We start from the raw sequence: 26,950 nt of genomic DNA on the forward strand, positions 1-26,950 counted from the left end.
GGAAACGTGCCGGCGACGGCGCGGGCGAGCGCGGCGGCGATACTCGCACAATGCCTTCCGTACCCCGGGGGGGCGCCACAGGATCGCCACACGCGCGCCCAGCGACCTCCGGCACCGTCTCCCGCCGCATCGAGCCGACCGCACCGAGTGGCCTCGGTTCATCGACGGCGGAACGAGGCGCAGGGCCTCGGACTCAGCTCGGCCGGCCTTCCCTCGCTTTGTGCTCCGGAGCCGTGTTCGGCTTCGAGCGATCGATGTCGTGCTCGGCCATCGGCCGGCCGGCCGCTAGATCGGGGCAAGCAGCGCCGCGACGGCCACCACCGCGAACAGCTCCACGTTCGCGCCCCGAACCCGCCTCGTGCAGGCGCTCCCCGTGCAACGCCATACCGAACGCCCGGAGCAGCCGCAGCCGGCACGGTTTCAGCCATCGGAGCGTGAAAGGACACCCGGTTGATGGCCAGCCCGGCGCCAACGCCGATGGTGCCGCGGAGCTCGGCGAGATAACCTACGAAGATCACGAATCGGATGATGGAGAAGCCGACCAGAACACCGCCTATTCGACGAGCTTGGGGCGGCCGGAACCGACAGTTTCCCAGCCACAACCGGGCACCGCCCGATAGTCTTGCTCTCCTCATGGACCCCGATAAACCCTCGCCCATCCAGCCACACCTCGACATCCTGCGCCCGAATCTGAGGGGGCCACATGCTGTTTGAGTGGGCGATGGTGGGGGTCGGGCTTCTCCTCACCGTCGGAACGGGCATCTTCGTCGCCGCCGAATTCTCCCTGGTCACCCTGAACCGCAACGAGCTCGAGGCCCGGCAGGAACGCGGCGAGAAACGCCTCGGCCCGACCATCAGGGCCCTGAAGATCACCTCCACGCACCTGTCCAGCGCGCAGCTCGGCATCACGCTGACCACCCTGCTGACCGGGTTCACCTTCGAGCCCGCCATCAGCTCGCTGTTGACCGGGCCGCTCACGGGCGCCGGCGTGCCCGAAGGACTCGTGCCGCTGCTCGGCACCATCACCGCCATTTCGCTGGCCACCCTGTTCTCCATGGTGATCGGCGAGCTCGTGCCGAAGAACTTCGCCCTGGCCGTGCCGCTGGCCACGGCAAAGATCGTGGTGCCCCCGCAGGCCCTGTTCACCGCCGTGTTCAAGCCCGTCATCCTGCTGTTCAACAACACCGCCAACGCTCTGATCCGCCTGGTCGGCATCGAGCCGAAAGAGGAACTCTCGGGTGCCCGAAGCGCCGAAGAACTCAGCTTCCTCGTGCGCCGGTCGGCGACGGAAGGCGTGCTCGACAACGACCACGCAGCCATGCTGCACCGCACCCTGCGCTTTGCCGACCACACGGTCGACGACGTCATGACGCCCCGGGTACGGATGTCCTCGGTCAAGGTCACAGACTCTGCCGAGAGCATCCTGGCCCTGTCCACGGCCACCGGCTACTCCCGCTTCCCCGTGATCGACAGGGATTCCGACGACATCGTCGGGGTGCTCCACGTCAAGGCGGCCTTCGCCGTCGAGCTGACGCAACGCGACCGGGTCACCGCCGACGAGCTGAAGGTGGAGGCACTGCGTGTGCCCGAGTCGATGGCCGTCGACACGCTCCTGGGCCTGCTGCGCAGGCAGGGCTTCCAGATCGCGGTCGTCGCGGACGAATACGGCGGAACGGCGGGCATCGTCACTCTCGAGGACCTCGTCGAAGAACTTGTGGGCGAGCTGGAAGACGAGCATGACCGGGCGAAAGCCGGCGTCATACGTTCGGGGCGTTCCGTGGTGTTCGACGCCGGCTGGCGGCCGGACGAGCTGTTCGATCGTACGGGCGTCACGGTGCCCGAGGACGGCGACTACGAGACCGTCGCGGGCTTCATCGCCGATCAGCTCGACCGCATTCCCGAACTCGGCGACGAGGTCCCCGTCGACGGGGGCATCCTGCGGATCGACCGAGTCGATGGCGTGCAGGTTCAGCGCGTGCGCTACACCCCGGAAGACCCCGAGCACGATCCGAGCCTGGCCACCAGACACGACCGCATCGTCACGCGAATCCAGAAGGACCTGGCCCATGAGTGAGTACTGGCCGGGCCTGATCTGGCTCGTCGTGTTGTTGACCGTCAACGCGTTCTTCGTGGGCGCCGAGTTCGCCGTGATCTCGGCCCGCCGGTCCCAGATCGAGCCGCTCGCCGCCCGCGGCAACAAGGCGGCGAAGACCACCCTCTGGGCGATGGAACACGCGACCCTGATGCTGGCGACCAGCCAGTTGGGCATCACCGTGTGTTCGCTGCTGATCCTGAACGTGTCCGAGCCGGCCATCCACGGCCTGTTGGAGTACCCGCTGGCCCTGACCGGACTCTCTGAGGGCGCGATCAGCGTGATCGCCTTCGCTATCGCACTCGCGCTCGTGACGTTCCTGCACGTGGTGTTCGGCGAGATGGTGCCCAAGAACATCTCCTTCTCCGTGCCCGACCGCGCCGCGCTCATCCTGGCGCCGCCGCTCGTCCTCGTCGCCCGCATCTTCAGCCCGGTGATCGTCAGCCTGAACTGGCTGGCGAACGGCATGCTGCGCCTGTTCAAGGTGCAGCCGAAGAATGAGGCGACCAGCGCGTTCACCCTCGACGAGGTGGCCGGCATCGTGGAGCAGTCCACCCGAGAGGGCCTGCTGACGGATGCTTCGGGCACCCTCTCCGCCGCGTTCGAGTTCACCTTGAAGCGAGTCTCCGACGTGGAGGTGCCGATCGGCGCAATAGTCTGCCTGCCGGCATCCGCGTCACCCGCCGACATCCAGCAGGCCGTCGCCCAGCACGGCTACTCCCGGTACATCCTCACTGACGTCGACGGGCAGCCCACGGGCTACCTGCATCTGAAAGACGTGATGGACCTCACCTCCGGGAGCACGTTCACGGAGCCGGTGCCGGCCAAACGCATCCGTCGCCTGGCCTCCGTGTTCCGGGGCAGCGAGCTCGAAGATGCCCTGGCGTCGATGCGGCGCCTCGGCGCGCATGTCGCCACATCGTTCGACGCTGACGGAGTCGCCACGGGCGTTCTGTTCCTCGAGGACATCATCGAGGAGCTCGTCGGCCAGGTCGATGACGCCACCACCGTGTAGGTGACGGCCGGGGCGCGGATGCCGCGTGGAATGTCGATGGGTGCCCGTCACGTGTGTCTGATGACGCCCTCATTCATTCACAGGCCGAGTCGGTGTCTCGCAGAGTCTCGAGTCCGTCGAGTATGAGGTCGAGCCCGACCAGGAATTCATCTCCATAGGAGTATCCGGGCTTCAAGACGTGGTCGGCCGTGAGCTCAGCCAGGTACGGGTACTCGCTTGTGGGCAGCTGCGCCAGCATGATCGCGGCCATCGCTGCCGTCTCGTCCGGCGTGGTGAAGGGCAGGCTCTTCTCCTGCATCGCGAACCCGTAGATATAGCTGTCGACAGCGGAGAACGCGTGGGCCGTCTTCTCAACCGAGAAACCGCCGTTGCGGAAGGTTCCGATCACCCGGTCGTGGTGGCGGAGGGTGCCCGGTCCCGGGTTCGTTCCGGAGTCACGAACGGTCGTAGCCCAGGCATGACGGGCGAGGACATCCCGGAATGAGATCGAGCGCTTTCGGATTGCCGGCTTCCACTCATCGCTGTGTGACGGCAATTCGATCTCGCCGAAGATCGCATCGGCCATGGCGTTGATGAGGTCATCCTTGTTGGCCACGTGGTTATAGATCGACATGGCCTTCACGTTCAGATCCTCGCCCAGACGCCGCATCGTGAGGGCTTCAAGCCCCTCCGTGTCGGCAAGGCGAACGGCGGTGGCGATCACCCGCTCGCGGTTCAAACGAGCTCGAGGTGCGGGTGCTGCTTCACGTGCTGCTGCCAAGTCTCTCTCCTGCACTCATATTCGTTGACAAACCTTACCACGTACATATATTTTACTTACATGATAAACATACGTCGTAAGTTCTAGCCACAGATACAGTAAGGATACGAGCCATGACCACTCACCTCCACCCCGCCCCCAGCGCCACGGCGCCGGCTGCCACCCTCAACCCCTTCCGCTGGTCACAGCGGACCGGAGCGCTCGTAACGGGCACCGCCCTCACGGCCATGGTGTTCCTCTCGATCTTTGGTTATTTCATCGCCGTCAACAGCCTCGTGACCGCCGGTGATGCGGAAAAGACGACCGATGCCATTTCCGCCTCGCCGGCGCTGTGGCTCGCCGGGATCGGCGCGCTGTGTGTCGTCGTCGTGCTGGACGTCGTCGCCGCCGCCGGCACCTACGCGCTCTTCAAGCCCGTCAGCCGTGTCGTCTCCGCTGGTGCCGGGTTGATCAGAATCGCTTTCGCCGGGTGGTTCATGGTCGCCCTCAGCCGGCTCGTGGTCGCCTTCACCAACCTCGACACCCCGGAAGCCGCGCTGGCCGACATCGACTCGTTCTCGTCGATCTGGACCACCGCCCTGGGCCTGTTCGGGGTGCATCTCCTCCTGATCGCCTACCTGTCGATCCGCTCGGGCTTCATGCCGAAGGTCTTTGGAATCCTGATCGGTCTCGCCGGCATCGGTTACATTGCCGACCTCATCGGCCTGGTGGTGGCACCCGCCTTCACCCCGACCTTCGGCCTGTTCGGCTTCGTGGGCGAGACCGCCATGATCTTCTGGCTGCTCATCGGGGGACGGCGTCTCCCGCGTTCCTAACCGCACCCGACCTCACCCCGAACTATGCCCCACTCATCCAGCCCAACCTCACCGCCGGCGACCGGCCGACGTTCTTGTCGCGAATACATTGGCCACAAGCGTGCGGGTTGCGACCGCGGGATGACGGGTCCACCAAGCGCTCAGTGCGGAATATCCTCGCCAGGCGAGGATACCCACCGCGAAGGAGGCAAGGGTGGCGAGCAGCGGTACGTCGTCCCCGAAAAGCGGGAAGACCTGCCAATGGACGAGATATACGAACAACGATGCCGAGGCCGTGACGCTCAGCACCGACACCAGAATCCGCGGGACGGGGACGGCCGGAATCCAGAGGAGAAGAAGCAGTCCCGCAATCGTGATCGCCTCGCGGGCCGGGTCGCCGAAGAAGCCCGGAACGGAGAGCACGACGAGCGCAGAGCTCAGCACCCGCCGAGTGACGTCCGTGGAACGCGCGATGAGCCAGCCGAGAGCGATGAGCCAGAGCACGAACGGCAGCGAATAACGTTCGGTCGGCCCTGCCTCGACCCCTCCGGTCAGCAGCAGACGAAGCAGAAGCGCCCCCGCAAAGAAGGACGCCGCGAAGACGAAGGGGTATCGGCGCTCGATCCGGTCGAGCTGGGGCACGCAGAAGAGAAGCGCAAGGCCAAGGATCGTCCACACGACGGATTCCAGGAACCAGTACTGCCATTGCACCGTCCAGCGTTCGTCGCCGCCGAGCAGGTTGTGCAGCATGAAGACCGTCGCGGGTTCGTACATCCCTCCGATCAGGGCAACTCCACCGATCCACAGCACGGCCGGGACGAAGATCTGGACGGCGCTGCGCAGAAGCTTCCCGAGCCGTACCGGCCGAGGTATATCGGCGAACTGGAATCGGGCCAGGTTATAGCCCAGGATTCCGAGCAGCAGGTGAGCACCGCCCTGCATCTGGAAGAGGTTGGCGTGCGTCCCCGTGATGAGCGCGATGGCGATAGCCCGCAGCACTACGGATGTCTCCATGCGCGCCAGCGACCGTCGGGGTCGCGCCCCGGACGGTGCGGTTCGGCGGCTCGCCAACTCCCGGGCCGATTTCGCGGGCCAGTCCCTGGGGAGCGTGCCGAGCATCTGCTCGAGCCGCACCGAGACCTCGACGTAGCTGAGCGAGTCGCCGTGCAGCGCGACGAAGCTGTCGTCCAGGACCGCGTCCGGACGGTCAAGGAGGGTTGAGTAGAGCGCCCGAATATTTTCCGCCGTTACGGTCCCTCTGCGATCCACCAGCGGGACTTCTCGCTCGAGGTCCGCCGCCTCCCGAAGCAGGCTCGCGGTGTCCGGCTTGCCGCTGGACGTCAGGGGGAACTCCTCGACAAGGTGCACCCGGACGATGTGATCGGGCAAGCCAAGCGCCTCCGCGACGATCGGCGCGACGAGCCCGAGGGCCCACCGCTCTCGCACGAAAACCACAAGGCGTTCCTCAAGGTTCACCGCCCTCGCTTCGACACCGTCGTCGTCAAGGAGCCGTTCGACCCGGTCGAGGTCGATCCGCAGGCCGTATATCTTGACGAAGCGACTGCTCCGCCCGACGATTTCGAAGAGTCCGTCGTCGTGCTGGCGGGCTAGATCGCCGGTGCGCAGATCCCCCACTGTCGGTCCAGCGGCGAGTTCCTCCGGGCTCTCCGCGTATCCCATCATGACGTTCGGCCCGGTGTACACGAGGTTACCGACCGAGTGCTCGTCGGCGTCGTCGATGCGGAACTGCCCGCCCGGTATCGGGATTCCGATGGATTCAGGCCGGGTCGCCGCCAACTCCGGCGGCAGGTAGGCCATCCGTGCGGTCGCCTCTGTCTGTCCGTACATGACGACGAAGTCGAATCCACGTTCTTGCCCCAGCCGGGCGTAATCGCGCACCCGGTCGGGGCCGAGCCGGCCGCCGGCCTGAGTGATGTAGCGCAGGCTCGAATGTTGGCGCCCAGCGAATCCGGTCGAATCGAGAAGGTCGAAGGTGTAGGGAACGCCGGCGAAGGAGGTGGCCCCTGCCGCGTCGAACTCGTTCCAGAATGCAGACTCGACCACAGAACGCTCGGTGAGGAGCAGGCTCGCCCCGGAGATCAGGTGGCTGTTCACGACTGAGAGGCCGTAGCAGTAGTGCATCGGCAGGGTTGTGGCCGCCCGGTCCTGCTCGGTCAGGGCGAGGTAGTCGGCGATGCTTCTCGCGTTGCTGCGCACATTCTCGCGTGACAGCCGAACGAGTTTCGGCGATCCTGTCGAGCCCGAGGTGCTGAGCAGCAGTGCCAGCTCAGGGTGCAACGTGTGCCGGCTTCCCTCGCGTCGCTCATCCAGACGCCATTCGCCGCCGACGGGCGCCAAAACCACGTCGGGGTCGTAACGCTCAAGGAGCCCGTTCCTGTTCCGCTCCTGGCTCGGCTCGTCCCCGTCGCCTGCGACGAGGAGAACTGGATGCCCCGCCGCGAGCGCGGCGAGATAAGTCACCAGGGGCTCCAGGGCGTTCGCGCACGACACCATGACGAGTCGGCGGCGGTCTCCCAATAATTCACGCCGGTCACGGACAAGTTCGTCCAGTTCGGCGTAGTTTATGGTTCCATTCGCGGTCACGAGGGCAGTCGCGGACGGATCGCCGGAGAGGAGTCGGAGGGCCTCAAAACCGCCCACCGGGTCGCGTCGGGTGCTCCTCAGTGGTTCTACCGCGCATATCCTTGCGGGCGGGAATGCATCGTATGTTTTGTCGGTGCGCACGGCTGTCTCTGGTCGAAGTTTGCCCCCGCAGTCACACTGAGGCAAGGCTAACCTTAGTTCACGAACCCTGTGGATGGACCGGCAAACCTGCGACGAGGAAGTCGTCTCTCCGAGACCGAATCGGATGACCGACACGCACCCGGCCTTGTCTACATGACCAAACCTCATTACTGTCCGCTCCGAACCACCAATGATCAACGGGAATTCCTCGTTGACCGCTGACCAAGGAGTAAATCGTGAAACGACATTCCATCGGGATTCTCGGAGTTTCGACTGTTGCGTTGTTCGCCGCAGCCGTACTCGGATCCGGAGCAGCTCAAGCGCAGACCACGCAATCCGAACGCACCCCCAAAACGGTGACGTTGACCGCGAACCTCACGGAACTCAACGGATCCGGGGCATCCGGAACTGCAACCGCGACAGTTCGCAACCAGAAGATCAAGCACATTGAAGTGCACGCCTCCGGGCTGATGCCAGATGCCCCGCACGCTCAGCACATTCACTACGGCAACCAGGCGATGCAAGAGTGCCCCACCATCGCACTGGACAGCAACGGTGATGGTCGCCTGAACACCGTGGAAGGGATTCCCGCCTACGGACCGGTCGTCGTCTCACTGACGACGACAGGGGACACCTCACCGGCCAGCTTGCTGGACGTCACCCGGTTCCCGGTGTCTGAGGGCGGCAGCTACCACTACAGCCGCGACAATCTCCACATCACCAAGGTGGGGGGAACCGGATACCCCGGCCCCAGCGGAACAGGAACGGCGAAAGAGATCGCTGATTCCATCCGCGAGGGCGAAGGCGTCGTCGTGATCCATGGCGTCGACTACAACGGCAACGGCGAGTATGACTTCAGCCGAGGTGCAAGCGAACTCGACCCGAACCTGCCGGCAGAAGCAACGGATCCGGCCGCCTGCGGCATCCTGGGATAGACAGCACCCTCAGCACGACTCTGGGTTGAAAGAGCCTATGGCCCATCCTGCCGGATGGGCCATAGGCATACCGAAATCACCGTCGCGGGGAGAGGTGGTCGTGATGTACGCGTTCATGGTGTTCCTCGTATTTTTCGGCCACGCGAAGCGAGCAGGAGTTCGCGGGGCAACCCGGACACACGAGTCCTCGGACTTGCCCGCTCAGTCCCGGCGCAGGTGACGGGGCATTGGTGGGGGCGTCGCGCGACTCTGGGGCGATCGCCATGGGGTTGATCCACTGGTCCCAGGTCGTGGGTCCAATTCAGGGGGCCACGTCGTGGCCCAGAACGGCAGACAACCAACTAACCGATCGGCGTCGATATATCGAATGTGACTCTTGCCCCGATGGATGTCAATCTGTCCACCTGCATACCCGTCACCCGGGTTGGGGTCGCCGGTATTCAGCGGTCACAGATTCGTGCGCTCACGGTAATTCCCTTGCCGCGGCGCCCGCCGCACGCCTACGCTGAATCATGCCTCACCTCACCGTTCCGGGCGCGTCGCTCTACTACGAGACAGCCGGCCACGTATCGGCACCGGCACTCCTCTTGCTGCACGCCGGCATCGCCAATCTGCGCATGTGGGACCCGCAGATCGACGCGCTGGCTGCCGGCCACTTCGTCATCCGTTTCGATAGCCGCGGATGCGGCCAGACGACCACCGAGAACGTGGAGTTCTCGCCGCGTGCGGACGCCCTCGCGGTTCTCGACCATCTCGGGGTGGCGTCGGCCACGCTGATCGGGTGCTCGCGCGGAGGCGGGACCGCCATCGACCTGGCCACGGAAAGTCCCGACCGCGTGGACGGCCTGGTGACCGTGGGAGCCGGGCCCAGCGGATTCCCCGAAGTTGAACTGACCGATCTCGAGGACTCCCGGTTCGACGAACTGGATGCCGCGTTCGACGCCCAGGACTGGCACCGTCTGGCGCGACTCGAGGTGGCGCTCTGGGCGTTCGGCCCACTGCGCACCGAGGCCGACCTCGACCCCGAATTCGTGGCCACGGCCTACGCGCTGGGCCGTGTCAACGCCGTGCATGCGGAAGAGTCCCCGACGCCGATTCCGCTTGAGCCGCCCACTTTCAACCAGGTCAGCGACATCGAGGTACCCGCGTTCGTCTCGGTTGGTGAATTCGACATCACCCCGCATCTCGCCGAATATGAGTACCTTCTGTCGACGCTCCCTGACGTCACCGGCTTCACCTTCCGCGACACCGCCCACCTGCCGAGCGTCGAACGCCCGGCGGATTTCAATCGGGTGCTCGTGGATTGGCTGGCGGAGCACCGGCTCTAGTCCGGCGCGGCAGTGTTTTCCCCCGGTTGACCGCGCACGCACCCGTTAGGCCGGCCGACCAGTACCCTTGCGCCATCGGAATCTGGCTGCGGCTGCACGGCAATTCCGGCACCGCACGGATCGAGCGTGTCGTGGCCCTCGGCGCAGCCGCACCAACGCTGCTCGCGCTGATCTGGTCCGTGCGGCAGACGACGGATGCCCCCGCGCCCGTCGACGGCATCGCCGTCGCGACCGCGGCATCGCCGTCGCGACCGCGGCATCACTCGTCTGCGCCCTCGGCCTCGTACTCGACACGGTGGGGGCACGTGACACGGCTGCGAACGCCCAGGGGCGGACGGACCGGCTCGCCCTCGAGGCCGGCGCGGGCCTGATTCTGGTTCCCGGCACGCTCCTGACCCTCGCCGCCGGGAGCCCGTTCGCCGGCATGCTGCTGGTCCTGGCCGTGCTGATCCGCCGGTTCGGCCGCACCCCTCGGGCTGCAGCGGCAAGCCCGGTCGCGGCGCTGCTCACCCTGGCCGGCCTGCTCGTGGCGATCGTGCCGCTGGCTCGCCTCGGGCTCCTGGTCACCAGCATCGTGCAGCTGATGCGCGTGTTCGGCACACCCGATGCACGGCTCGAATGCTGGTTGTTCCCGCTCGCTGCCGCGGCGGCGGGGGCGTTCCTGATCGGCGCCCGCACCGACCCGGCGACCCTCCGTCCGCGCACCATCGCGAGCATCACGCTGCTCGTGCTGACGCTGGCGACCGTGACGACGGCCGAGATCGCCGCCTTCACCGGGGCCGATATGACCGATGACGCCACCGTGACCGCGGTGCGTGCATCCGTTCTCGTGCTCGCCCTCGGGGTCGTGCACGTGCTGGCCGCGTGGCGGTTGCGCGCGCCCGTGACCCTGGCCGTCGGCTGGATTGCGGCGGGGCTGGCCGGGTTCGCCCTGGTGAGCGCCGTGGGGACGCAAGCCACCGAACCGTTCGAGCTCGTCACCGTGCCGCTCGGCCTCGCTATCGTCGTCGGCCAGGTGCTCGCCGGGCGGGCGCGACCGGCCGACACCGAGGAGCCGGTCGCCGTGGCCATTGTGACCGGTGCGCCTGTCAGCGACGTGCCGGTCGCCGTGCGGGCTCGCTGGATCGCGGCCGGACTGGCCCTGGCCCTGCTGCCCGGCGCGGTGGTCGGCGGCACGAATGACCTCCTCCGCCCCGTGCTGGCCCTGACCATCGGCGGTGCGTTCGCCGTCAGCGGGGCGCTCCTCCTGGTCCGGCCGCGCTGGGCATCCCTCGCCTGGCCGGCCCTCGGCGTCGGCGCGCTCACGGTTGTGCTCACGGCCTCATCCCGCATCCAGCCGCTGCTCGAGCTCGCGCCGAACGGCCCCGACACCCGGCTCGAGGCATGGCTGCTGCCCTCGGCGCTGATCCTGGCGGCCGTCGGCACAGGTCTCGTCACCGTCACCCGGCGCACCGATGAGGGTACCGCCCCCGGCCGCGGCGAAGCGACGGATGCCCCCGCGCTGCACCTCGGTTACGTCCTGTTAGTCCTGGCCATCATCGGGGTTTTCGCGGCCGAGGTGGTCGCACTCGGCTACGAGCCGCTGGCGGTCATCCGGGTGATCCTGCTCGTCTGGACTTTCTCCGCGCTGCACCTGGCGGCGTTCTGGTACGACGACAGCCGACCGGGCCGGATGGTCGCCTGGGTGGCAATCGGGGCCGGCGGCGGCGCCGTGGTCGCCGGGTCCGCGTACGCGGCGCCGGCCACGGTGGAGATCGTGAGCATTCCTCTGGCCATCGCCCTGCTGGCGACCGGTTAGTTGCACCTCGACGTCACGCCGGCCGTGCGCAAGTTGCAGGCTCCGTTCGTGATCGGCGCGATCGTGCTGCTGCTGCACGCGGTCGCGCAGCTCTGGCCCTGGATCTCGCTGGCCTACGGCGCGGTGCCGTGGTAGCTGCAGCTGGGCGTGGGCGGCGTCATCCTGATCGTGCTCGCGGCCCGCTACGAACAGCGGATCGCGAACTTCAAGGCGATCTCGATGACTATCTCGGCGCTGCGGTAGCGGCCCCGCTCAGGACTGCACCGCGTGGCTGATCGTCAGCTGCACGAAGTCGGTGTTGATCAGGGCCTTCGAGAGATAGAACGGGCGCCCGTCGTGGTCGAGAGTCTGGGTGAGGATGAGCACCGGGCTGCTGGCCGGCAGCCCGAGCAGCTTGCCGCGTGTGGCACCGGGAACACCGAGCGTGATGTCCGTTTCGCCGGGCCCGAAGATCGAACCGAGCACCGCGATCAGCGCGGCGAGCGCACTGCGTCCCGCAGCTCCCGCGTCACCCTGGGCGTTCGCGTCGACGCCTGCCTCGGACACGGCCGCCACCGCCGCCTCGCCGAACCGGCTCAGGCGGTCTCCCGGCACGTGCTCCTGGATCAGGGCGATGGGTGCACCCTCCCGGGTGATGACGCTCTCGAGAAACCATGAGGCCTCGTCGGTGCGAATGCCGATGGCGTCCGCAGTGAACGCGGGCGACGCGGACTGCAGCGCAGTCTGGGTGCGGCGAACGTGCACGGTCGGTCCGGTCTCACTGAGAAGCTCCTCGATCGGACGGATCTTCTGCAGCCCGAGGTGAGGCAGCCGGTCGGCGACGAAGCGCCCGATGCCCCGGCGCGAGCGCACGAAGCGGTCCTCCTCGAGAAGTATGAGGGCCTCCCGCACGACCGTGCGGCTGACGCCCATCGCCGTGCCGAGCTCGGACTCCGATGGGAGCAGGGAGGCGATCGGCAGGGATCCGTTGCGGATCGCTTCGGTGATGCGCGAGTACACCGCCACCCGCAGCGGCAGACTTCCATTGGTCTCGAGCGGACCTGCCAGGGCCGCCTCCGTGCGTCGATCCATTCGTTCTCCCCTGGTCGGTGAGTCGAGCCTAGCGTGTGATCTCACGCACTTGTATAACAAGCATGTACACTGAGCGTGTCGATCTTGTCGTTGCTCCAATGAAGGAGGCTTGTCATGCTCGTGCTTTCCTCCGAAGCCGCTCCCGTAATGGGGCGCGCCCGCGCTCCCCGGGCTCCCCGGGCTCCTCGGGCTCCCGGGGTGTTGATCGGCACGCTGGTCCTGGCGATCCTGACGTTCCAGCTGAATGCCACCCTCCTCTCCGCCGCCTTGCCAGCCGTCGGCGCCCAGTTGGGCGAGAGCATGCAGGATGTCGCCCGGGTGCAGTCGGTGTTTTTTCTTTCCGGCGCCGTTTTCGGCATGGTCTTTTCCCGCTGGAGCGATTTCCTCGGCCGCAAGCGCAGCCTCGTGATCGTACTGACGCTGCTGCTGATCGGCACCGTCATCTGCGCCCTCGCACCGAGCCTCCCACTGCTGCTGCTCGGCCGGGTGCTGCAGGGCGCGTCCAACGCCACCTTCACGATCTCCTTCCTCCTGCTCTCTGAGCGCCTGAACAGCCGCCTGTTCGGCATCTCGGTCGGCATCATCACCTCGGTCAACGGCGGCCTGTTCGGCGTCGACGGCTTCCTCGGCGGCTACGTGACCGACACCATCGGCTGGCGGTTCCTCTTCGTGATCACCCTCGGCCTCGGGCTGGTCGCGATCAGTTGCGTCGCACTCTTCATTCCGCAGGATGAGCCGCGCACCCAGGACGGGTCAATGGACTGGTGGGGTGCCGGCATCCTGTCCCTGTTTCTGGTGCTGCTCACGAGCCTGATCTCGCAGGCGTCGGCGTCAGGCTGGGCCGACCCGCTCACGCTGGGTTACCTCGTCTGGGCGGTCGTCAGCGCGGTCGTCTTCGTGCTCGTTGAGAGGCGCACCCGACGGCCGCTCATTCCCATCCACGCGTTGCGTTCCCGCCAGGTGTGGCCGCTCCTGCTGTCCACGGTGCTCACCCTGGCCGGGGTCTTCTCCGCGCTCAACTTCACCGTGGTCTTGCTCAGCCAGAACAATCAGGTGGGTTACGGGCTCTCCGCCTCGATGTCGGCGCTGCTCTACCTCACCCCGACCGCGTTTGTCGGCGTCACCGCGGCGATCTTCTCCGGCTGGATCGCCGTGCGGATCGGTTGGATCACCGCGCTGCGGCTGAGCAGCGGCGTCATCACCCTGATCACGGTCGGCCTGGCCGTGTTCGCGATGGACCGCTGGCTGGTTTTCAGCCTGCTCATCGTGATGGGCGTCTTCTACCTCGGCCTGTTCCAGAGTTCGGTCAACGGCATCTCCGTGCTCAACTCGCCGCCCGAGGCCCGCGGGGCCCTGCCCGGCCTGAACGGCGCCTGCTTCGGCATCGGCATCGGCATCGGCATCGCCATCGTCGCCCCGGTCGTGGCCGCGGGCACGGTCGCCGGCTTCCAGACGGCCCTGTGGATCTCCGCGGGCCTCACCCTGGCATCCTTCCTGGCCTCCCTGATTCTGCGCCCCGCCGCAGAAACACCCGCACCACTTCTGAACCCCTGAAACAGCACGATGAGAACGGATGGTCAACGATGACTCACACGACGGCTCCCCACCCCCGCCCGATCTACCTCGACTGCGACACCGGGATCGACGATGCGATGGCGCTTGCGTTCCTGCTGGCGACACCGGGCATCCGTCTGGTCGGGATCGGCACGGTGAGCGGATGCGTCAACCCGGCCGTCGCCGCGGCGAACACCCTGAGCCTGCTCGCGACCGCCCGGCGTGACGATATCCCGGTCGCGGTCGGCGTCTGGGAGCCCGTCAGCGGGATCTCCCGGCGTGGGACCGCACACATGCACGGCCGCAACGGGATCGGAGACGTGCTGCTGCCCCGCTCGCGGCGGCACCCAGTCGACGAAAGCGCCACGGAGTTGCTGATCCGGCTGGCGCACGAGTATCCCGGCGAACTGGAGGTCATCGCGATCGGCCCGCTGACGAACCTGGCCGAGGCCCTCTGCCTCGACCCGGAACTTCCCCGGCTCGTGCGTCGCGTCACCATCATGGGCGGCGCCGTCTTCGCGCCCGGCAACGTCGGCAAATTCGCCGAGGGCAACATCGCCGCCGACCCCACGGCCGCCGCGGACGTCTTCGCGGCCAGCTGGCCGGTGACCGTGGTCCCGCTCGACGCAACGGTGCCGCACACCTTCGACGAGACCCACCGGCGGGCACTCGCCTCGGCCTCGGGGCTGACCCAGCAGGCACTGTCCGCCATGCTCGGCACCTGCCTGACGCAGTGCGGCACGCAGTTCAGCACGCGGCGCTTCGCCCTGCACAACTCCATCGCCGCGGCCTTCGCGACCGGCGCTCTTGAGGCCGAGCGGGCGCCAACCCTGCGCGTCCGCGTGGACATGAGCGCCGGTCCGCGCCATGGCCAGACCCACTTCGCCAAGGTGGAGGCGGCGGTCGGGGTGCCTGCCACCGCGGGGCCTGTCACCGCGGGGCCTGTCACTGCGGGGCCTGCCGGGCAGAACCCGCACGAGGCCCGGGTGGTGCTGTCTCTCCGGCGCAACGCCGCGACGCTGCTCCTGGAACGCATCCTCACCCTCGCGCCCGCCGCGACTCCGGTGCCGGTGCCGGCTAGAGCTCTGGCTGCGACCGGAGCCCGCGCACTCTCGCCCGCTCGGGCCCGGAGGCAGGCGGAACCGGTACCCGTCTGAGACGGCCGTCGGCATCCGTCGGTCAGCGGGTGCCACGGGGCGGGCTCGTAACGACCCCCGAACCCGGCCCGTGCCCGATGGTCACCGCACGAAGCACGGCGTCGAGGGTGAGCCACCCCCGGAGCAGCCCGTCTGAGTCGACAACGGGCAGGCCGTCGCTCTCGCTGGCGGCCAGCACCACATCCAAAACCTTGTCCAGGGTGTCGTCGGGATTGGCCACCGCGGGCGTCTCGATCAACGCGCCGAGGGTGATCGTGGCGCTGTCGTCGTCGTTGCCCAGTGAGTCAGAGACGGCAGCGACTGTCACGATTCCGATGAACTCACCCCCACGATGAAGTACCGGCAGGGCGCGCCTGCCTGACCCGAGCAACATCCGGGCCCCTTCCGCCGGAGTGAGCCGGGAGCTCACCGCGTCGGGTGCCTCGGTCATGACCTCCCGCACAAGCGTCGAATGCAGCAGGATGCCGCCGGGGCCGCCGTCGACGCTCACCCTCGCGGCGGCGAAGCTTGAGGGTGTAAATCGTGTCCTCACTGAGGACACGCGAGACTCCGGTCGCGATCACGATGGCCAGCAGCAGAGGCAGGATGATCGAGTATTCCCCGGTCAATTCGAACAGGATGATGGCGGCGGTGATCGGTGCTCGCCCAGCGCCTGCGAAGACCGCACCCATCCGACCAGGGCAAAGGTACCGGTCTGACCCGCGAACACGGGGAACATCGCCCAGGAGACCTGGCCGAACCCGGCACCGAGCATCGCGCCGATGAACAGCGACGGTGCGAAAACGCCGCCGGAACCGCCGATGCCGATGGTGAGGCTCGTGGCCACGATCTTTCCGACGAGGAGCAGCGCCACGAACCCGAGGGCATAGCCGCCCTCGACACCCTTTTCCAGCACCGGGTAGCCCACCCCATACAGTTGCGGCAGGGCGAAGAGCAGGAGGCCGAGGAGGAGCCCGCCGGCCACCGGCCGCAGCCATTCCGACTTGCCCCGCCAGGCCCAGTCGCAGGCGTCTTCCACGGCGTGGAGGGTTTTGGTGAACCCGACCGCAACGAGACCGGCCGCGAGTCCGAGCACCGCGAAAAGAGCGAATTGCGCGGAATTGACGATCGTGCACGTCGGCAGGGTGAGGAACGGATGATCGCCCAGGATCGACCGGCCGACGATGGAGGCGGTGACCGAGGACAGCACAACGATGCCGAACGAACGAGCCGCGAAATCGCGCAGCAGGAGCTCGAGGGCGAAGAAGACGCCGGCTATGGGAGCGTTGAAGGTTGCGGCGATCGCACCGGCAGCACCGCAGGCGACCAAAGTCCGCAGCTGCGATTCCGGCATCCGCACCGCTCGCCCGAGGGTCGAGCCCAGTGTGGAGCCGATCTGCACAATCGGCCCCTCGCGGCCGACGGAACCACCGGAACCACTGGAACCGATGGTTATGGCCGAGGCGAGCGACTTGACAATCGCCACCTTGCCCGGAATCCGCCCGCCGCGCTTCGTGACGGCGTACATGACCTCCGGCACACCGTGGCCTCGGGCCTCCGGCGCGAACCTGTTCACCAGGGGGCCGTAGAGAAGACCGCCGACGACCGGCGCGAAGATGACGAACGCACCGCCGAGCCAGGGAAGCCAGGGGTGGGCAGGATGTCCCTGCGTCGCGGCGTAGTCGGCGGTCCCCGTGAAGATCACGGTCGCCGCGGCCAACGGCTCGCGAGCGTCCTCAGGCTCAGGGCGGGCTGGGACATCAGGGCTCCTTCCTGTGTAGACTCAGCGTGCGCAATCGCAACTATTGCTTTTATGCAATAAAAGCAATATCACTTGTACCGAACAAGGGAGCCCCGCATGGATGCGCTCACTACGGCTGCGGCCGACGCCACCCTCGCCGCCTCTCGCGCCCTGCTCGGCGTGGTTGCCCGGTCTGTCACGGCGGCCCTGGACGTCGTGACGCTGCCGCAGTTCCGTGTGCTGGTCGTGCTCAGCTCGGCCGGGCCCACGCGCATGAGCACCCTGGCGGAGCGGATGGGGGCCAACCCGTCCACCTTCAGCCGGTCGATAGACCGCATGGTTGCCGGAGGCTGGGTTGAACGGGGCCCAAGCCCCGAGAGCCGCCGCGAAGTGCTGATCACGCTCACCTCGGCCGGCCGAGAACTCGTCGACGATGTCACGGAGCGTCGCCGGCAGGGCATCGCCGCGATCCTCTCGCCCCTGACTTCGGAGCAGCAGAAGGCCGTACGCGACGCATTGCAGCTGTTCGCCGACGCCGCCGGCGAAACCTCGGCGTCGGATCTTCTCACCCTGGGCATCTGACTGCCCCCCGTACGGCACTACCCCTGGCCCTGGACTGCACGGCCACGAGTTCGACCCGGAGCGATCACATCTTCTCTACGACCACCATCTCTTCCCACCACCGCACGTTTGGCGGGGTGCTCGGAGGGCTTCTCGGCTTTGTCGCAACCAGCGCCCTCGCCGGCATCCTCGCCGCGGCCGCGGTCACACCGGTGCTGGCCCTGTCGAGCGTGGCGGCCACGAACGCGATAAACGTTTTTGAGAATCTGCCCAGCTACCTCGCGATTGACCAGCTCTCGCAGAAGAGCAACATCTACGCCACTCAGACCGACGGCACCAACGTGCTGTTGGCCTCCTTTTACGACCAGAACCGGGTCGAGGTGGAGTGGGATGCGATCAGCCAATTCGTCAAGGACGCCGCCGTTGCCGGCGAGGACCCGCGCTTTTACGACCATGGCGGAGTCGACCTTCAGGGCACCGTCCGTGCCGTGCTGAGAGCGGCCAGCGGCAGCGCCACCCAGGGTGGGTCGTCGATCACCCAGCAGTACGTCAAGAATGTGCTCGTTCAGAAGTGCGAGGTCCTCCAGGACAAGACCGATCAGAACGTCTGCTACCTGGCCGCAACCGAAACCACACCGGATCGCAAGCTCAAGGAAATGCGAATGGCGATCGGCCTGGAGAAGAAGTACACCAAGAACGACATTCTCCGCCAGTACCTCAATATCACCGGCTTCGGCGGCACGGTGTACGGCATCGAAGCGGCCGCGAACTACTACTACGCCACGACCGCCGCGACGCTGACCCTTCCGGAGTCGGCGAGCCTGGTCGCGATCGTGAACAACCCCGGCAAGTTCCAGCTCGACCACCCGGCCAGCGACACGAACGGAGGGGCGAATGGCTATGCCGCCAACAAGAGCCGCCGAGACTACATCCTCGGCGAGATGCTCACCCACGGCAAGATCAGCCAGGAACAGCACGACTCGGCCGTCGCCACTCCCATTGAGCCGACCATTACGCAGCCCAGCACCGGCTGCAAGACGGCCGGCTCCAACGCCTTCTTCTGTGCCTACGTCACCAAACAGCTTCTGCACGACCCGGCCTTCGGGAAGAACCAGGACAGCCGTCAGCTCAATTTCCGCCGCGGCGGCTACAGCGTCTACACCTCCCTCGACCTCGACCTGCAAAACGCGGCCGTGGCCACTCTGGCCGCGAACGTCCCCTCCACCTATCCCGGCTGGGACGTCGGCGGAGTGGTCACCAGTGTGGAGGTCGGCACCGGGCGGGTGCTCGCAATGGCCCAGAACAAGGACTACAGCCAGGATCCGGCCGTGCAATCGACCGGCGCCAACTACACCGCCATCAACTACAACACCGATTTCGACCAGGGTGGGTCCAGCGGCTTCCAGCCGGGCTCAACCTACAAGGTGTTCACGCTGGGCGAGTGGCTGGCGGAGGGGCACTCGCTCAACGAGCGGGTCGACTCCCGGCGCAAATCCGACTGGGGCGTCTTCAAGGACAGCTGCAACGGCAACGCGAGCTACGTCTTCAACCCGAAGAACGATGACAACGAGTCCGGCAGCAACTACAGCGCCCTCCAGTCGACGATCGGCTCCATCAACACCGGTTACATCGGCATGGCGAAGAAACTCGACCTGTGCGGCATCCGTAAAACCGCCGAAGCCTTCGGGGTGCATCGCGCCACCCTCGGCCCGCTGGCACAGGGACCGTCCTCCGTGCTCGGCACGAACGAGATCGCACCCCTCACGATGGCCGCCGCCTTCGCCGGAATCGCCAACGACGGCACGACCTGCACCCCCGTCGGCATCGACAGCGTCACCGGCCCGGGCGGCGCCGAGATCCCGATTTCCCAGTCCGATTGCACCCAATCGGTTTCGTCGGCGGTGGCCGCGGGGATGACATACGCGATGCACCGGGTCATGACCGAAGGCACCGCCAACCAGTCCTATCGAAACACCTCCCCGCGCGTTGCCATGATCGGCAAGACCGGAACCACCGACGGAAACAAGGACACCTGGATGAGCGGGGCCAGCTCCCGGGTCGCGACCGTCGCGGGCGTGGTCAGCGTCACCGGGTCGGACAACCAACGCCGGATCTACTTCGACAGCGGGCAGGCCGCGACCGCCCGGCATCGGATGTGGCCTGACGTCATGTCGATCGCCAACGCCAAATACGGGGGGGAAGCCTTCACCGAAGCATCAGCCAAGACGGTTCACGGTGAGCCGGTCGCCGTACCGGACGTGCGTGGCCAATCGCTCGCGGAGGCGCAGGCCGCCCTCGAGTCTGCCGGATTCACCGTCGTGGACGGCGGTGCCACAGCCTCCGAATTGCCCTCGGGCACGGTGGCCCGTTCGGCTCCGGCCGGCGGCACAACGGCCAGCCCCGATTCGACGGTCACCGTCTACACCAGCGACGCCACCCTGAAACTTCTGCCCGATGTCATCGGACTCAGTGAAAGCGTCGCTCGGGCCAGGCTCACCGGCTACTCCGTGGTCACGGTTGCCGAGATCATGACCGACCCGGAACAGGTCGGTAAGGTCAACGCAATGACGCCCCGTTCGGGATCCCTCGCGCGGGCTGGGGACACTGTCACCCTCACCGTGGGCGCACTCGGCTGACGCCCCGACGCGGTTGCAACAATGAGAAAATAGATGGATGAGCGCAACACTCGTGGCCAAGGGCCTGGCCGGCGGGTATGCACACCGCACCCTCTTCGACTCGCTCGACCTCACCGTCGCGCCTGGCGACGTCGTGGGCGTCATCGGCGTGAACGGATCGGGCAAGTCCACCCTGCTGAGCCTGCTCGCCGGCCTCGCCGAGCCCCAGTCCGGCACCGTCAGACTCGCCCCGGCCGATGCCTTCGTCGGCTGGCTGCCGCAGGAGCACGAGCGCCTGCCCGGTGAGACCGTCGCCGGCTACATCGCCCGGCGCACCGGCTGCGCCCAGGCGACCCTCGAGATGGACGACACGGCATCCGCTCTCGGCGATGCCTCACCGAGCCCGCGACCCGACGGCCTCGACCCAGCCGACGCGTACTCGGCCGCCCTCGAGCACTGGCTGGCCAGCGGCGCCGCCGATCTCGATGAACGGATGCCCGTGGTGCTCGCCGGCCTCGGCCTCACTTTCGGCACCGAGCTCGCCGAGCACACCCTGATGACGTCCCTGTCCGGCGGGCAGGCCGCGCGGGTCGGACTGGCCGCCCTTCTGCTGTCGCGCTTCGACATCGTGCTGCTCGACGAGCCCACCAACGACCTCGACCTCGACGGCCTGGAACGCCTGGAGTCCTTCGTCACCGGCCTCCGCGGCGGCGTCGTGCTCGTCAGCCACGACCGCGAGTTTCTGGCCCGCTGCGTGACGCGCGTTCTCGAACTCGACCTCGCCCAGGGCGCGAACCGGGTCTTCGGCGGCGGCTACGACTCCTACCTGGAGGAGCGCGAGACCTCCCGCCGGCACAAGCGCGAACACTACGACGAGTTCGCCGAGAGGAAGGCCGACCTCGTGGGCCGGGCCCGCACCCAGCGCGAATGGTCGAGCCAGGGCGTGCGGAACGCCATGAAGAAGGCGCCCGACAACGACAAGATCCGACGCAAGGCATCCGCCGAGTCCAGCGAGAAGCAGGCGCAGAAGGTGCGGCAGCTGGAGAGCCGCATCGCGCGCCTCGAGGAGGTCGACGAGCCGCGCAAGGAGTGGCAGCTCGACTTTGCGATCGGGTCCGCGCCCCGCTCGAGTTCGGTGGTGTCCACGCTGAGCAACGCGGTGCTCCACCAGGGCGATTTCACCCTCGGCCCGGTGTCGCTGCAGGTCAACGCGGGTGAGCGCATCGGCATCACCGGGCCGAACGGGGCCGGCAAGTCCACGCTGCTGCGCGCGCTGCTGGGGCATCAGGTTCCGGATGCCGGCACGGCCAGCCTCGGTACCAGCGTCAGTATTGGCGAAATCGATCAGGCCCGGGCCCAACTCGATGGCACCCGACCCCTCGCCACCAGCTTCGAGGAACTCGTGCCCGATCTGTCCACGGCCGAGGTGCGCACCCTGCTCGCAAAATTCGGCCTCAAGGCCGACCACGTCAACCGTCCGGCCGCGGACCTCTCCCCCGGCGAGCGCACCCGTGCCGGCCTGGCGCTGCTGCAGGCGCACGGCAACAACCTACTGGTGCTCGACGAGCCCACCAACCACCTCGACCTGGCCGCCATCGAGCAGCTCGAGCAGGCCCTCGAGTCCTATGCGGGCACGCTGCTGCTGGTCACCCACGACCGACGGATGCTGGCCAACGTGCACACGGATCGGCACTGGCGGGTGGACAACGGCCAGGTGACCGAGGCGTAGGTGAGTGGCCCCTATCCGATTGGTGGAGTCGCTGCCAGGCCTCGCGGACGACCGCCGCGAACCCAAATCCGTGATCCCTCACGGCTGTCAGGCGCCTCTCATCACGGACTCAGTAGCCGTCGGCCGGTCCTACCGGGGTGGCCCCAGCGAGCAGTGCGGCACTGCCGGAGACGCCGAGTCGGGTCGCGCCGGCAGCGATCATGGCCAGGGCGTCATCGAAGCTGCGCACCCCGCCCGACGCCTTCACCTGGGCCCGATCGCCCACGGTCTGCTTCATCAGGCGCACCGCGTGCAGGGTCGCCCCGCCGGCCGGGTGGAAACCGGTGGAGGTCTTGATGAAGTCGGCACCCGCGTCGACGGCGGCCTGGCACGCGGCGACGATCTCGGCATCGGTCAGGGCCGCGGATTCGATGATCACCTTGAGCACCCCGGGGGCGGGAATACTGGCCCGCACAGCCGCGATGTCGGCCTGCACATCGGCGAACCGGCCGGCCTTGGCAGCACCGATGTCGATGACCATGTCGATCTCGTCGGCTCCCTGCTCGATGGCGAGGGCGGCCTCAGCCTCCTTGATGGCGCTGTGGTGGTCTCCGCTGGGGAAACCGCAGACGACCGCGACCTTGAGCTCGGCGCCGGCGGGGATGCGCAGCGGCAGCATCGACGGGGAGACACAGACCGAGTAGGCGCCGAGCTCGATTGCCTCGGCAATGAGCGCGGTCACGTCACCGGCGGTGGCCTCGGGCTTGAGAAGGGTGTGGTCGATGAAACGGGCGACGCTCGCGGCGTCAAGGGAAATGGTGGGCGTGGAACGGGTGGTGGTCATGGTGGTGCGTCCTTAAATGGTGACGAGTCTCGCGGGACCTCGGGCCTGCTGCCCGATCCGCCAAACGCCTCGATGTGCACTACGCGTCCCCTGCTGACAGGCCCCGGTGGTCGACGTGTCGTCCCCGCTCAATGGGCGATTTCGACACGCTCGATCACCGGCAGCCCGGCCTGTCGGCTAGCGGGAGTGTGGTGCGAATCGCGCCATCCACCCGGCGATCGGTCGCTGCTGCTCACCCTGTTGCGCGGCGAGCACGATCAGGATCGCCGTGAGAGCGGGCGTCACCCACTGCAACACCCGCTGCTGCCGCTGCGCCGATTCGAGTTCCTCAGGCACACCGGGACCGGCTTCTGTGATTCCGGCGGTGGGCTCCCCCGCATGATCGCTCATCTTCTTGCCGAGAATCTCCGAGTACAGCGTCGTGCCCGCGGCCACACCGGTGAGGGCGAGTTTCACGATCGTGTTGATGCGGCCTTCCGGCTGGCCGGCCAGTCGCGCCTGGTTCCCGAGAATCAGGCCCACGCCGCCCACGCCGTGGGCTACGAGAGCTGCGACCTGCACCGGCGCCCACCTCTTCCACCCCTCACTCGCCAGAACCAGGCGTTCTCGGGGATCTTTCGCAGTCGAAGCGCTCCCATTCAGCCCGACAGCGCCCATCAAGGCGCCCCCAGCCCACAGCGCCAACCCCACATCATGCAGGCTTCGAACAACGGTATTGCGTCCAGTCACGGAGTACTCCTCTTGGTTCGATTCGTCTTCCCGTACGGGTGCGTACAGGGATAGGTGCTATCTGTGACGGTTGCCGAGACCGATATCTCATGCTCCAGTGCCGACCACTGTGGACTGTCTCAGCTACTTCCCAGTTTTAGGCATCGTCAGCGGCGTCGGCCAGGTGCAGGGCCGGTGCTCGCGGCCCAGACGGATTTCTTCAGTATCCCGGGCGGGTTCTGCCGGCGTTCTTCGGCCTGCGGCGCGACGAGCGAACCTTCTGCATCGCGGCCTTCCCCTGCGGGCTGCGCAGGTACTTGGTGACCAGGGTCAGGATTACGGGGATGTACTTGAGCAGGCGCGCCATGGCGTTCTCATTTCTGTTCGAAAAAGTTTGGTACGAGAGTGCGGTAGCGGCTGGGCAGACCTGCGCCCGCCCAGCCGCCCCGTGCAGGTTGGCGGACGGGTGTTAGGTGCTCGGAGTCAGCGGCCGAGTGCTTCGCGGTCGACGCGGCGGTGGAACCGCATTCCGGCGAGTCCGCCGACGATTGCGCCGACGAGGCTGATCAGGACGATGACGATCGCGGTGACGATGCTGCCTGCCGTGAGGCCTTCCGGATTGAGCGGGATGCTGGGCAAGCTGTTCAGGTTCCCCAGAATGTTGAGTTCACCGCCGGCAATGACCCCGAGGATCCCGGCGACGGCAGCGATCACGATCGCCCAGACCCAGACCGCGATTCCCTGCTTGATTCCGTTGAAGCGGGCCATCCGACCGGCGACGTAGCCGCCGCAGAAATAGGACACGAGTACCACAACCGCGAGCACAATCGCTCCGACCAGTGCGATGGTGCCGGCGTTCTCGGCAGCAGTTCCGGCAGCTTGATCCGTGGAATCGGCCCCGCCCAAGCCGACTGCGGCTCCAACCGCAGCGAACAGGGCGGTGAGGATCACCGCGGTCCCGGTGGCGGTGAGCCAGCCGAAGAAGGCCGATCCCCACTTGATCCCGCCGAAGCGGGCCTCGTCGCGGCCGACAGCCTTGTCACGGCCGGCGACCTCGTGGCGGTTGGTCGCCCCATCGCCCGCGGATACCGCGGCGTCGGAGCCGTGGTCGTCGATGTTTCGCTTCATGTTTGAACCGGATGAGTCGTATGTTGCCATGTCGATATCTCCTCTACTGATACAGGTATGAAACTCAGAGAGTCAGGACGACTGCGCTCAACCGCGTCACAGGAGAATCGATGAAGCGGACGCGATCGGAGCGTGTCCCGCCGAGGCAGAATCTGTCCACAACGAGGATCTCTTAACATGTAGTCGTATTTCGGAGGGTGTTCGTCACAGAAATCAGACAGGCAATTTCGCGCTCCTGGCGGATTCAGTCGCTCCGAGAGGCGCGGGGGTCTCCCGGCTAGATGACAAGGGTCTGGTCGACCAGCCCCTGTGCAACCTGGGACAACAACAAGTGGTTACCGCGAGCGTGATTCCGCAGCAACGCGAATGCGTCCTCCATCGAGACTCCGCGGGAATGCGAGATCACGCCTTTGGCCTGCTCGATGAGGACTCGGGAGTTCAACGCAATCGTCAATTGCTCCCGCACCGAGTTGCTTTCTCGGAGCGTGCGTTCCTGCAGAATCCCGATCGTGGCCACAGCAGCCAACGCCTGGGCCGCGCGAACATCCTGTTGACGCAGGGCGCCGGGAACAGTGGACAACAGGTTGAGGGCGCCGATGGTCGTCTCACGCAGCCGCAACGGAATCGCATGGACCGCAGCGAAACCCTGCTCCCTGGCGCTGTCCCGAAACCGCCGCCACGCGGGCGGGCTGTCCTCCACGTCCGGCAGGGACACGACCGACCCGGTAATGAAACACTCGACACACGGGCCCGCCCGAGCGCTCAGTTGCATCACCTCGACAAGCCTGCTGGCTTCGCTGGTGGAAGCGACAACTTCGAGCTCTCCGTTTTCGTCGGCCAGGAGAATACCTGCCGCCGCAATATCGAAGAGCCCGGCGCAACTCTCCACCAGTGTCTGGAGGAGCTCCACCACGTCATAACCGGCAACCAGGGTGTCAGCGAGGGTCGCGAACGTTTCGATCAGGCGGTCTTCTCTCGTTTCATCAATCATGAGACCCTTCGATCTGGTTTTCATTCACCGCAAAAGTCAATTGCCGGTCGATGATCTCCTCCGCTATCTCCTGCACAGATCGGCCGACGGCGAAGGCATGGCCCTGGATGATCAGACGGGCATCCAGGGCAGAGATCCCCAGTTGGGCCAGCACCATGCCTGTGGCCTGATGCACCTCACGTCGGGAGAATTGTTTGCGCGTGCCAGTTTCACCCTGAATGTCGCTCTGGGACAGCCGGATGGCTCGAGCGAGAACGAGACGGCTGACGACGGTCGCGAGGGCTGCAGTGCGCTGGATATTCAGATCACTGAGATGACTGGGCCGACTCGTGTACAGGTCGATCGCCCCGATGCGCAACGGCCCCAGCGACAAAGGAAAAGCGAAAAGCGCGCCCAGATCATCGGCGATGATTGCCTCCGAGAACGCCGGCCAAACCCGGTTCGGCCGTTCGCGAATGTTCGGCTCGAAAACCGGCGCCCCGGTTTCTAGAGCATCCCAACACGGACCCTCACCCAGATCGAATTGCAGCTCGTCCAGCCGAAACGATTGGGCGTCGCTCGCCGAGATTGTCTCATCAGGGAGAAAGTCACCGAACGTCGAGATTGACACCCCATCCACTGGCAGTGCCCCGAGGAACGGTTCGAACAGGCGGGACTCGCTACCTGCCAAAGCGGACAATGCCTTTTCGGCAACTGCAAATTGATCACGCATGGCAATCCCTCCTGCGATTCTCTCTGCTGCTCCCTGTCAGACGTGGCCAAGTCATCTTCCGAACGTACTCCGCCACGTCCGGAGCAGGAGGCTCAAGAAGCCTTCACAACCGATATTTGAGTTCCAGCTAGTCCTTCTTCCAGGTCGTAGCCAAGCGCCGCAGCGATATTCAGCAGCTGCGCCTCGAGAAGTTCCTGTTCAGGACTCGACATTTTTCTCTGAGCTTCGGCGATCCGTGCACGAAAATCACCGTAGATGCTATCCATCAACGTCTCGCCCGTCGCAGTCAGCTCCAGGAACAGGCTCCGCCGGTCATCCGGGTTGGCAACTCGGCGTACGACATCCCGGGCGACCAACCGGTCAGAGATCGCGGTGACCGCACCCATCGAGAGATCTGTGGAACCGGCCAAAATCTTCGGTGTCACCCGGCCCGCTTCCGAAATTCGAAAAAGAACCCGTATCTCAGAACCCGTGAAGCCATCCTTAGCCGCCATCCCGGCACGCGTCTTGTCCAGCGCCCGAAGCAGAACGACCACCGCAGCAGCAACACCCTCGAGAACCTGGACGGAGCCATTTTCCTTGAACATGGTTTCCTCCCGACATCAACGAAAAGTACTCAACTGGAACTGCGGCACATTTCCGCCTCCACCCTATCGACGACGTGCATCATCTTCCAACATAAAATAGTTTGAAATCCAAACTGATCGCTATATA

The 26,950-nt window shown here is 66.3% G+C and carries 23 protein-coding genes; 11 read left to right on the forward strand and 12 right to left on the reverse strand.

The features are described from left to right. Positions 1–706: 706 nt before the first annotated feature. Together E3O18_RS05965 and E3O18_RS05970 are read left to right on the forward strand one after the other, a co-directional pair. Positions 707–2,074, forward strand: coding sequence for a hemolysin family protein (locus E3O18_RS05965; RefSeq protein WP_134393702.1), 1,368 nt, complete (start codon positions 707–709; stop codon positions 2,072–2,074). Then, entirely contained in the window at positions 2,067–3,107 is a 1,041-nt protein-coding gene (locus E3O18_RS05970) for a hemolysin family protein (RefSeq protein WP_134393645.1), read from the forward strand. Before E3O18_RS05965 ends, E3O18_RS05970 begins: the two co-directional genes overlap by 8 nt. 73 nt (positions 3,108–3,180) lie before the next feature. Here E3O18_RS05970 and E3O18_RS05975 read toward each other — a convergent pair whose 3' ends face one another. Next, the gene (locus E3O18_RS05975; protein ID WP_198410562.1) at positions 3,181–3,867 is read right to left on the reverse strand and encodes a TetR/AcrR family transcriptional regulator; all 687 of its coding nucleotides are present in this window, start codon (positions 3,865–3,867) and stop codon (positions 3,181–3,183) included. Positions 3,868–3,980: 113 nt separating this feature from the next. Here E3O18_RS05975 and E3O18_RS05980 point away from each other — a divergent pair, with 113 nt between their 5' ends. Next, the gene (locus E3O18_RS05980) at positions 3,981–4,682 is read left to right on the forward strand and encodes a DUF4386 domain-containing protein (RefSeq protein ID WP_134417715.1); all 702 of its coding nucleotides are present in this window, start codon (positions 3,981–3,983) and stop codon (positions 4,680–4,682) included. A 48-nt stretch (positions 4,683–4,730) separates the two neighbouring features. On the opposite strand, the gene E3O18_RS05985 is transcribed toward E3O18_RS05980, so the two are convergent. Further along, entirely contained in the window at positions 4,731–7,142 is a 2,412-nt protein-coding gene (locus tag E3O18_RS05985; protein ID WP_166784546.1) for an AMP-binding protein, read from the reverse strand. A gap of 500 nt (positions 7,143–7,642) precedes the next feature. Here E3O18_RS05985 and E3O18_RS05990 point away from each other — a divergent pair, with 500 nt between their 5' ends. The 3 genes from E3O18_RS05990 (at position 7,643) to E3O18_RS06000 (ending at position 11,467) form a co-directional block, all read left to right on the forward strand. Beyond that, a complete protein-coding gene (locus E3O18_RS05990) occupies positions 7,643–8,341 on the forward strand; it encodes a hypothetical protein (protein ID WP_134393648.1) in 699 nt (232 codons plus the stop codon). Between the two features lie 512 nt (positions 8,342–8,853). Further along, positions 8,854–9,669, forward strand: a complete 816-nt coding sequence (locus E3O18_RS05995) for an alpha/beta hydrolase (RefSeq protein WP_134393649.1) — start codon at positions 8,854–8,856, stop codon at positions 9,667–9,669. A 295-nt stretch (positions 9,670–9,964) separates the two neighbouring features. Further along, positions 9,965–11,467, forward strand: a complete 1,503-nt coding sequence (locus E3O18_RS06000) for a hypothetical protein (RefSeq protein WP_134417716.1) — start codon at positions 9,965–9,967, stop codon at positions 11,465–11,467. A 252-nt stretch (positions 11,468–11,719) separates the two neighbouring features. Here E3O18_RS06000 and E3O18_RS06005 read toward each other — a convergent pair whose 3' ends face one another. After that, positions 11,720–12,538 (reverse strand): GntR family transcriptional regulator, encoded by an 819-nt coding sequence (locus tag E3O18_RS06005; protein WP_134393652.1) that lies wholly within the window; start codon positions 12,536–12,538, stop codon positions 11,720–11,722. A 114-nt stretch (positions 12,539–12,652) separates the two neighbouring features. Here E3O18_RS06005 and E3O18_RS06010 point away from each other — a divergent pair, with 114 nt between their 5' ends. Further along, entirely contained in the window at positions 12,653–14,092 is a 1,440-nt protein-coding gene (locus E3O18_RS06010) for an MFS transporter (protein ID WP_134393653.1), read from the forward strand. 29 nt (positions 14,093–14,121) lie between these two features. Next, a complete protein-coding gene (locus tag E3O18_RS06015) occupies positions 14,122–15,249 on the forward strand; it encodes a nucleoside hydrolase (RefSeq protein WP_134393654.1) in 1,128 nt (375 codons plus the stop codon). A gap of 22 nt (positions 15,250–15,271) precedes the next feature. Here the strand turns inward: E3O18_RS06015 and E3O18_RS16475 are convergent, their stop codons facing one another. Both E3O18_RS16475 and E3O18_RS06020 read right to left on the reverse strand, forming a co-directional pair. Then, the gene (locus tag E3O18_RS16475) at positions 15,272–15,781 is read right to left on the reverse strand and encodes a CBS domain-containing protein (RefSeq protein ID WP_241978127.1); all 510 of its coding nucleotides are present in this window, start codon (positions 15,779–15,781) and stop codon (positions 15,272–15,274) included. 72 nt (positions 15,782–15,853) lie between these two features. Beyond that, complete coding sequence (locus E3O18_RS06020; RefSeq protein WP_198410893.1) at positions 15,854–16,948, reverse strand: chloride channel protein; 1,095 nt, start codon at positions 16,946–16,948, stop codon at positions 15,854–15,856. Positions 16,949–17,086: 138 nt separating this feature from the next. Here E3O18_RS06020 and E3O18_RS06025 point away from each other — a divergent pair, with 138 nt between their 5' ends. From E3O18_RS06025 to E3O18_RS06035, 3 genes are all read left to right on the forward strand, one after another. Beyond that, on the forward strand, positions 17,087–17,551 hold the full coding sequence (locus E3O18_RS06025; protein WP_134417717.1) for a MarR family transcriptional regulator: 465 nt from the start codon (positions 17,087–17,089) through the stop codon (positions 17,549–17,551). Positions 17,552–17,667: 116 nt separating this feature from the next. After that, a complete protein-coding gene (locus E3O18_RS06030) occupies positions 17,668–20,166 on the forward strand; it encodes a transglycosylase domain-containing protein (RefSeq protein WP_134417719.1) in 2,499 nt (832 codons plus the stop codon). 37 nt (positions 20,167–20,203) lie between these two features. Then, complete coding sequence (locus tag E3O18_RS06035) at positions 20,204–21,874, forward strand: ABC-F family ATP-binding cassette domain-containing protein (RefSeq protein WP_134393657.1); 1,671 nt, start codon at positions 20,204–20,206, stop codon at positions 21,872–21,874. Between the two features lie 109 nt (positions 21,875–21,983). On the opposite strand, the gene deoC is transcribed toward E3O18_RS06035, so the two are convergent. The 7 genes from deoC to E3O18_RS06065 form a co-directional block, all read right to left on the reverse strand. Next, complete coding sequence (gene deoC / locus E3O18_RS06040) at positions 21,984–22,697, reverse strand: deoxyribose-phosphate aldolase (protein WP_134393658.1); 714 nt, start codon at positions 22,695–22,697, stop codon at positions 21,984–21,986. A 177-nt stretch (positions 22,698–22,874) separates the two neighbouring features. After that, a complete protein-coding gene (locus E3O18_RS06045) occupies positions 22,875–23,258 on the reverse strand; it encodes a hypothetical protein (RefSeq protein ID WP_241976503.1) in 384 nt (127 codons plus the stop codon). A gap of 367 nt (positions 23,259–23,625) precedes the next feature. Beyond that, the gene (locus E3O18_RS16060) at positions 23,626–23,772 is read right to left on the reverse strand and encodes a hypothetical protein (protein ID WP_166784545.1); all 147 of its coding nucleotides are present in this window, start codon (positions 23,770–23,772) and stop codon (positions 23,626–23,628) included. Positions 23,773–23,888: 116 nt separating this feature from the next. Further along, complete coding sequence (locus E3O18_RS06050) at positions 23,889–24,533, reverse strand: hypothetical protein (protein ID WP_241976502.1); 645 nt, start codon at positions 24,531–24,533, stop codon at positions 23,889–23,891. Positions 24,534–24,810: 277 nt separating this feature from the next. Further along, positions 24,811–25,524 carry a GAF and ANTAR domain-containing protein gene (locus E3O18_RS06055; protein WP_134393661.1) on the reverse strand — a complete coding sequence of 238 codons (714 nt, stop codon included), beginning with the start codon at positions 25,522–25,524 and terminating at the stop codon, positions 24,811–24,813. After that, positions 25,517–26,236 carry a GAF and ANTAR domain-containing protein gene (locus E3O18_RS06060; protein WP_134393662.1) on the reverse strand — a complete coding sequence of 240 codons (720 nt, stop codon included), beginning with the start codon at positions 26,234–26,236 and terminating at the stop codon, positions 25,517–25,519. Before E3O18_RS06060 ends, E3O18_RS06055 begins: the two co-directional genes overlap by 8 nt. Positions 26,237–26,328: 92 nt before the next feature. Continuing rightward, a complete protein-coding gene (locus tag E3O18_RS06065) occupies positions 26,329–26,823 on the reverse strand; it encodes a MarR family transcriptional regulator (RefSeq protein WP_134393663.1) in 495 nt (164 codons plus the stop codon). Between the last annotated feature and the right edge of the window lie 127 nt (positions 26,824–26,950).

This window comes from Cryobacterium sp. TMT2-42-4 (genome assembly GCF_004402645.1).
Lineage (GTDB): Bacteria > Actinomycetota > Actinomycetes > Actinomycetales > Microbacteriaceae > Cryobacterium > Cryobacterium sandaracinum.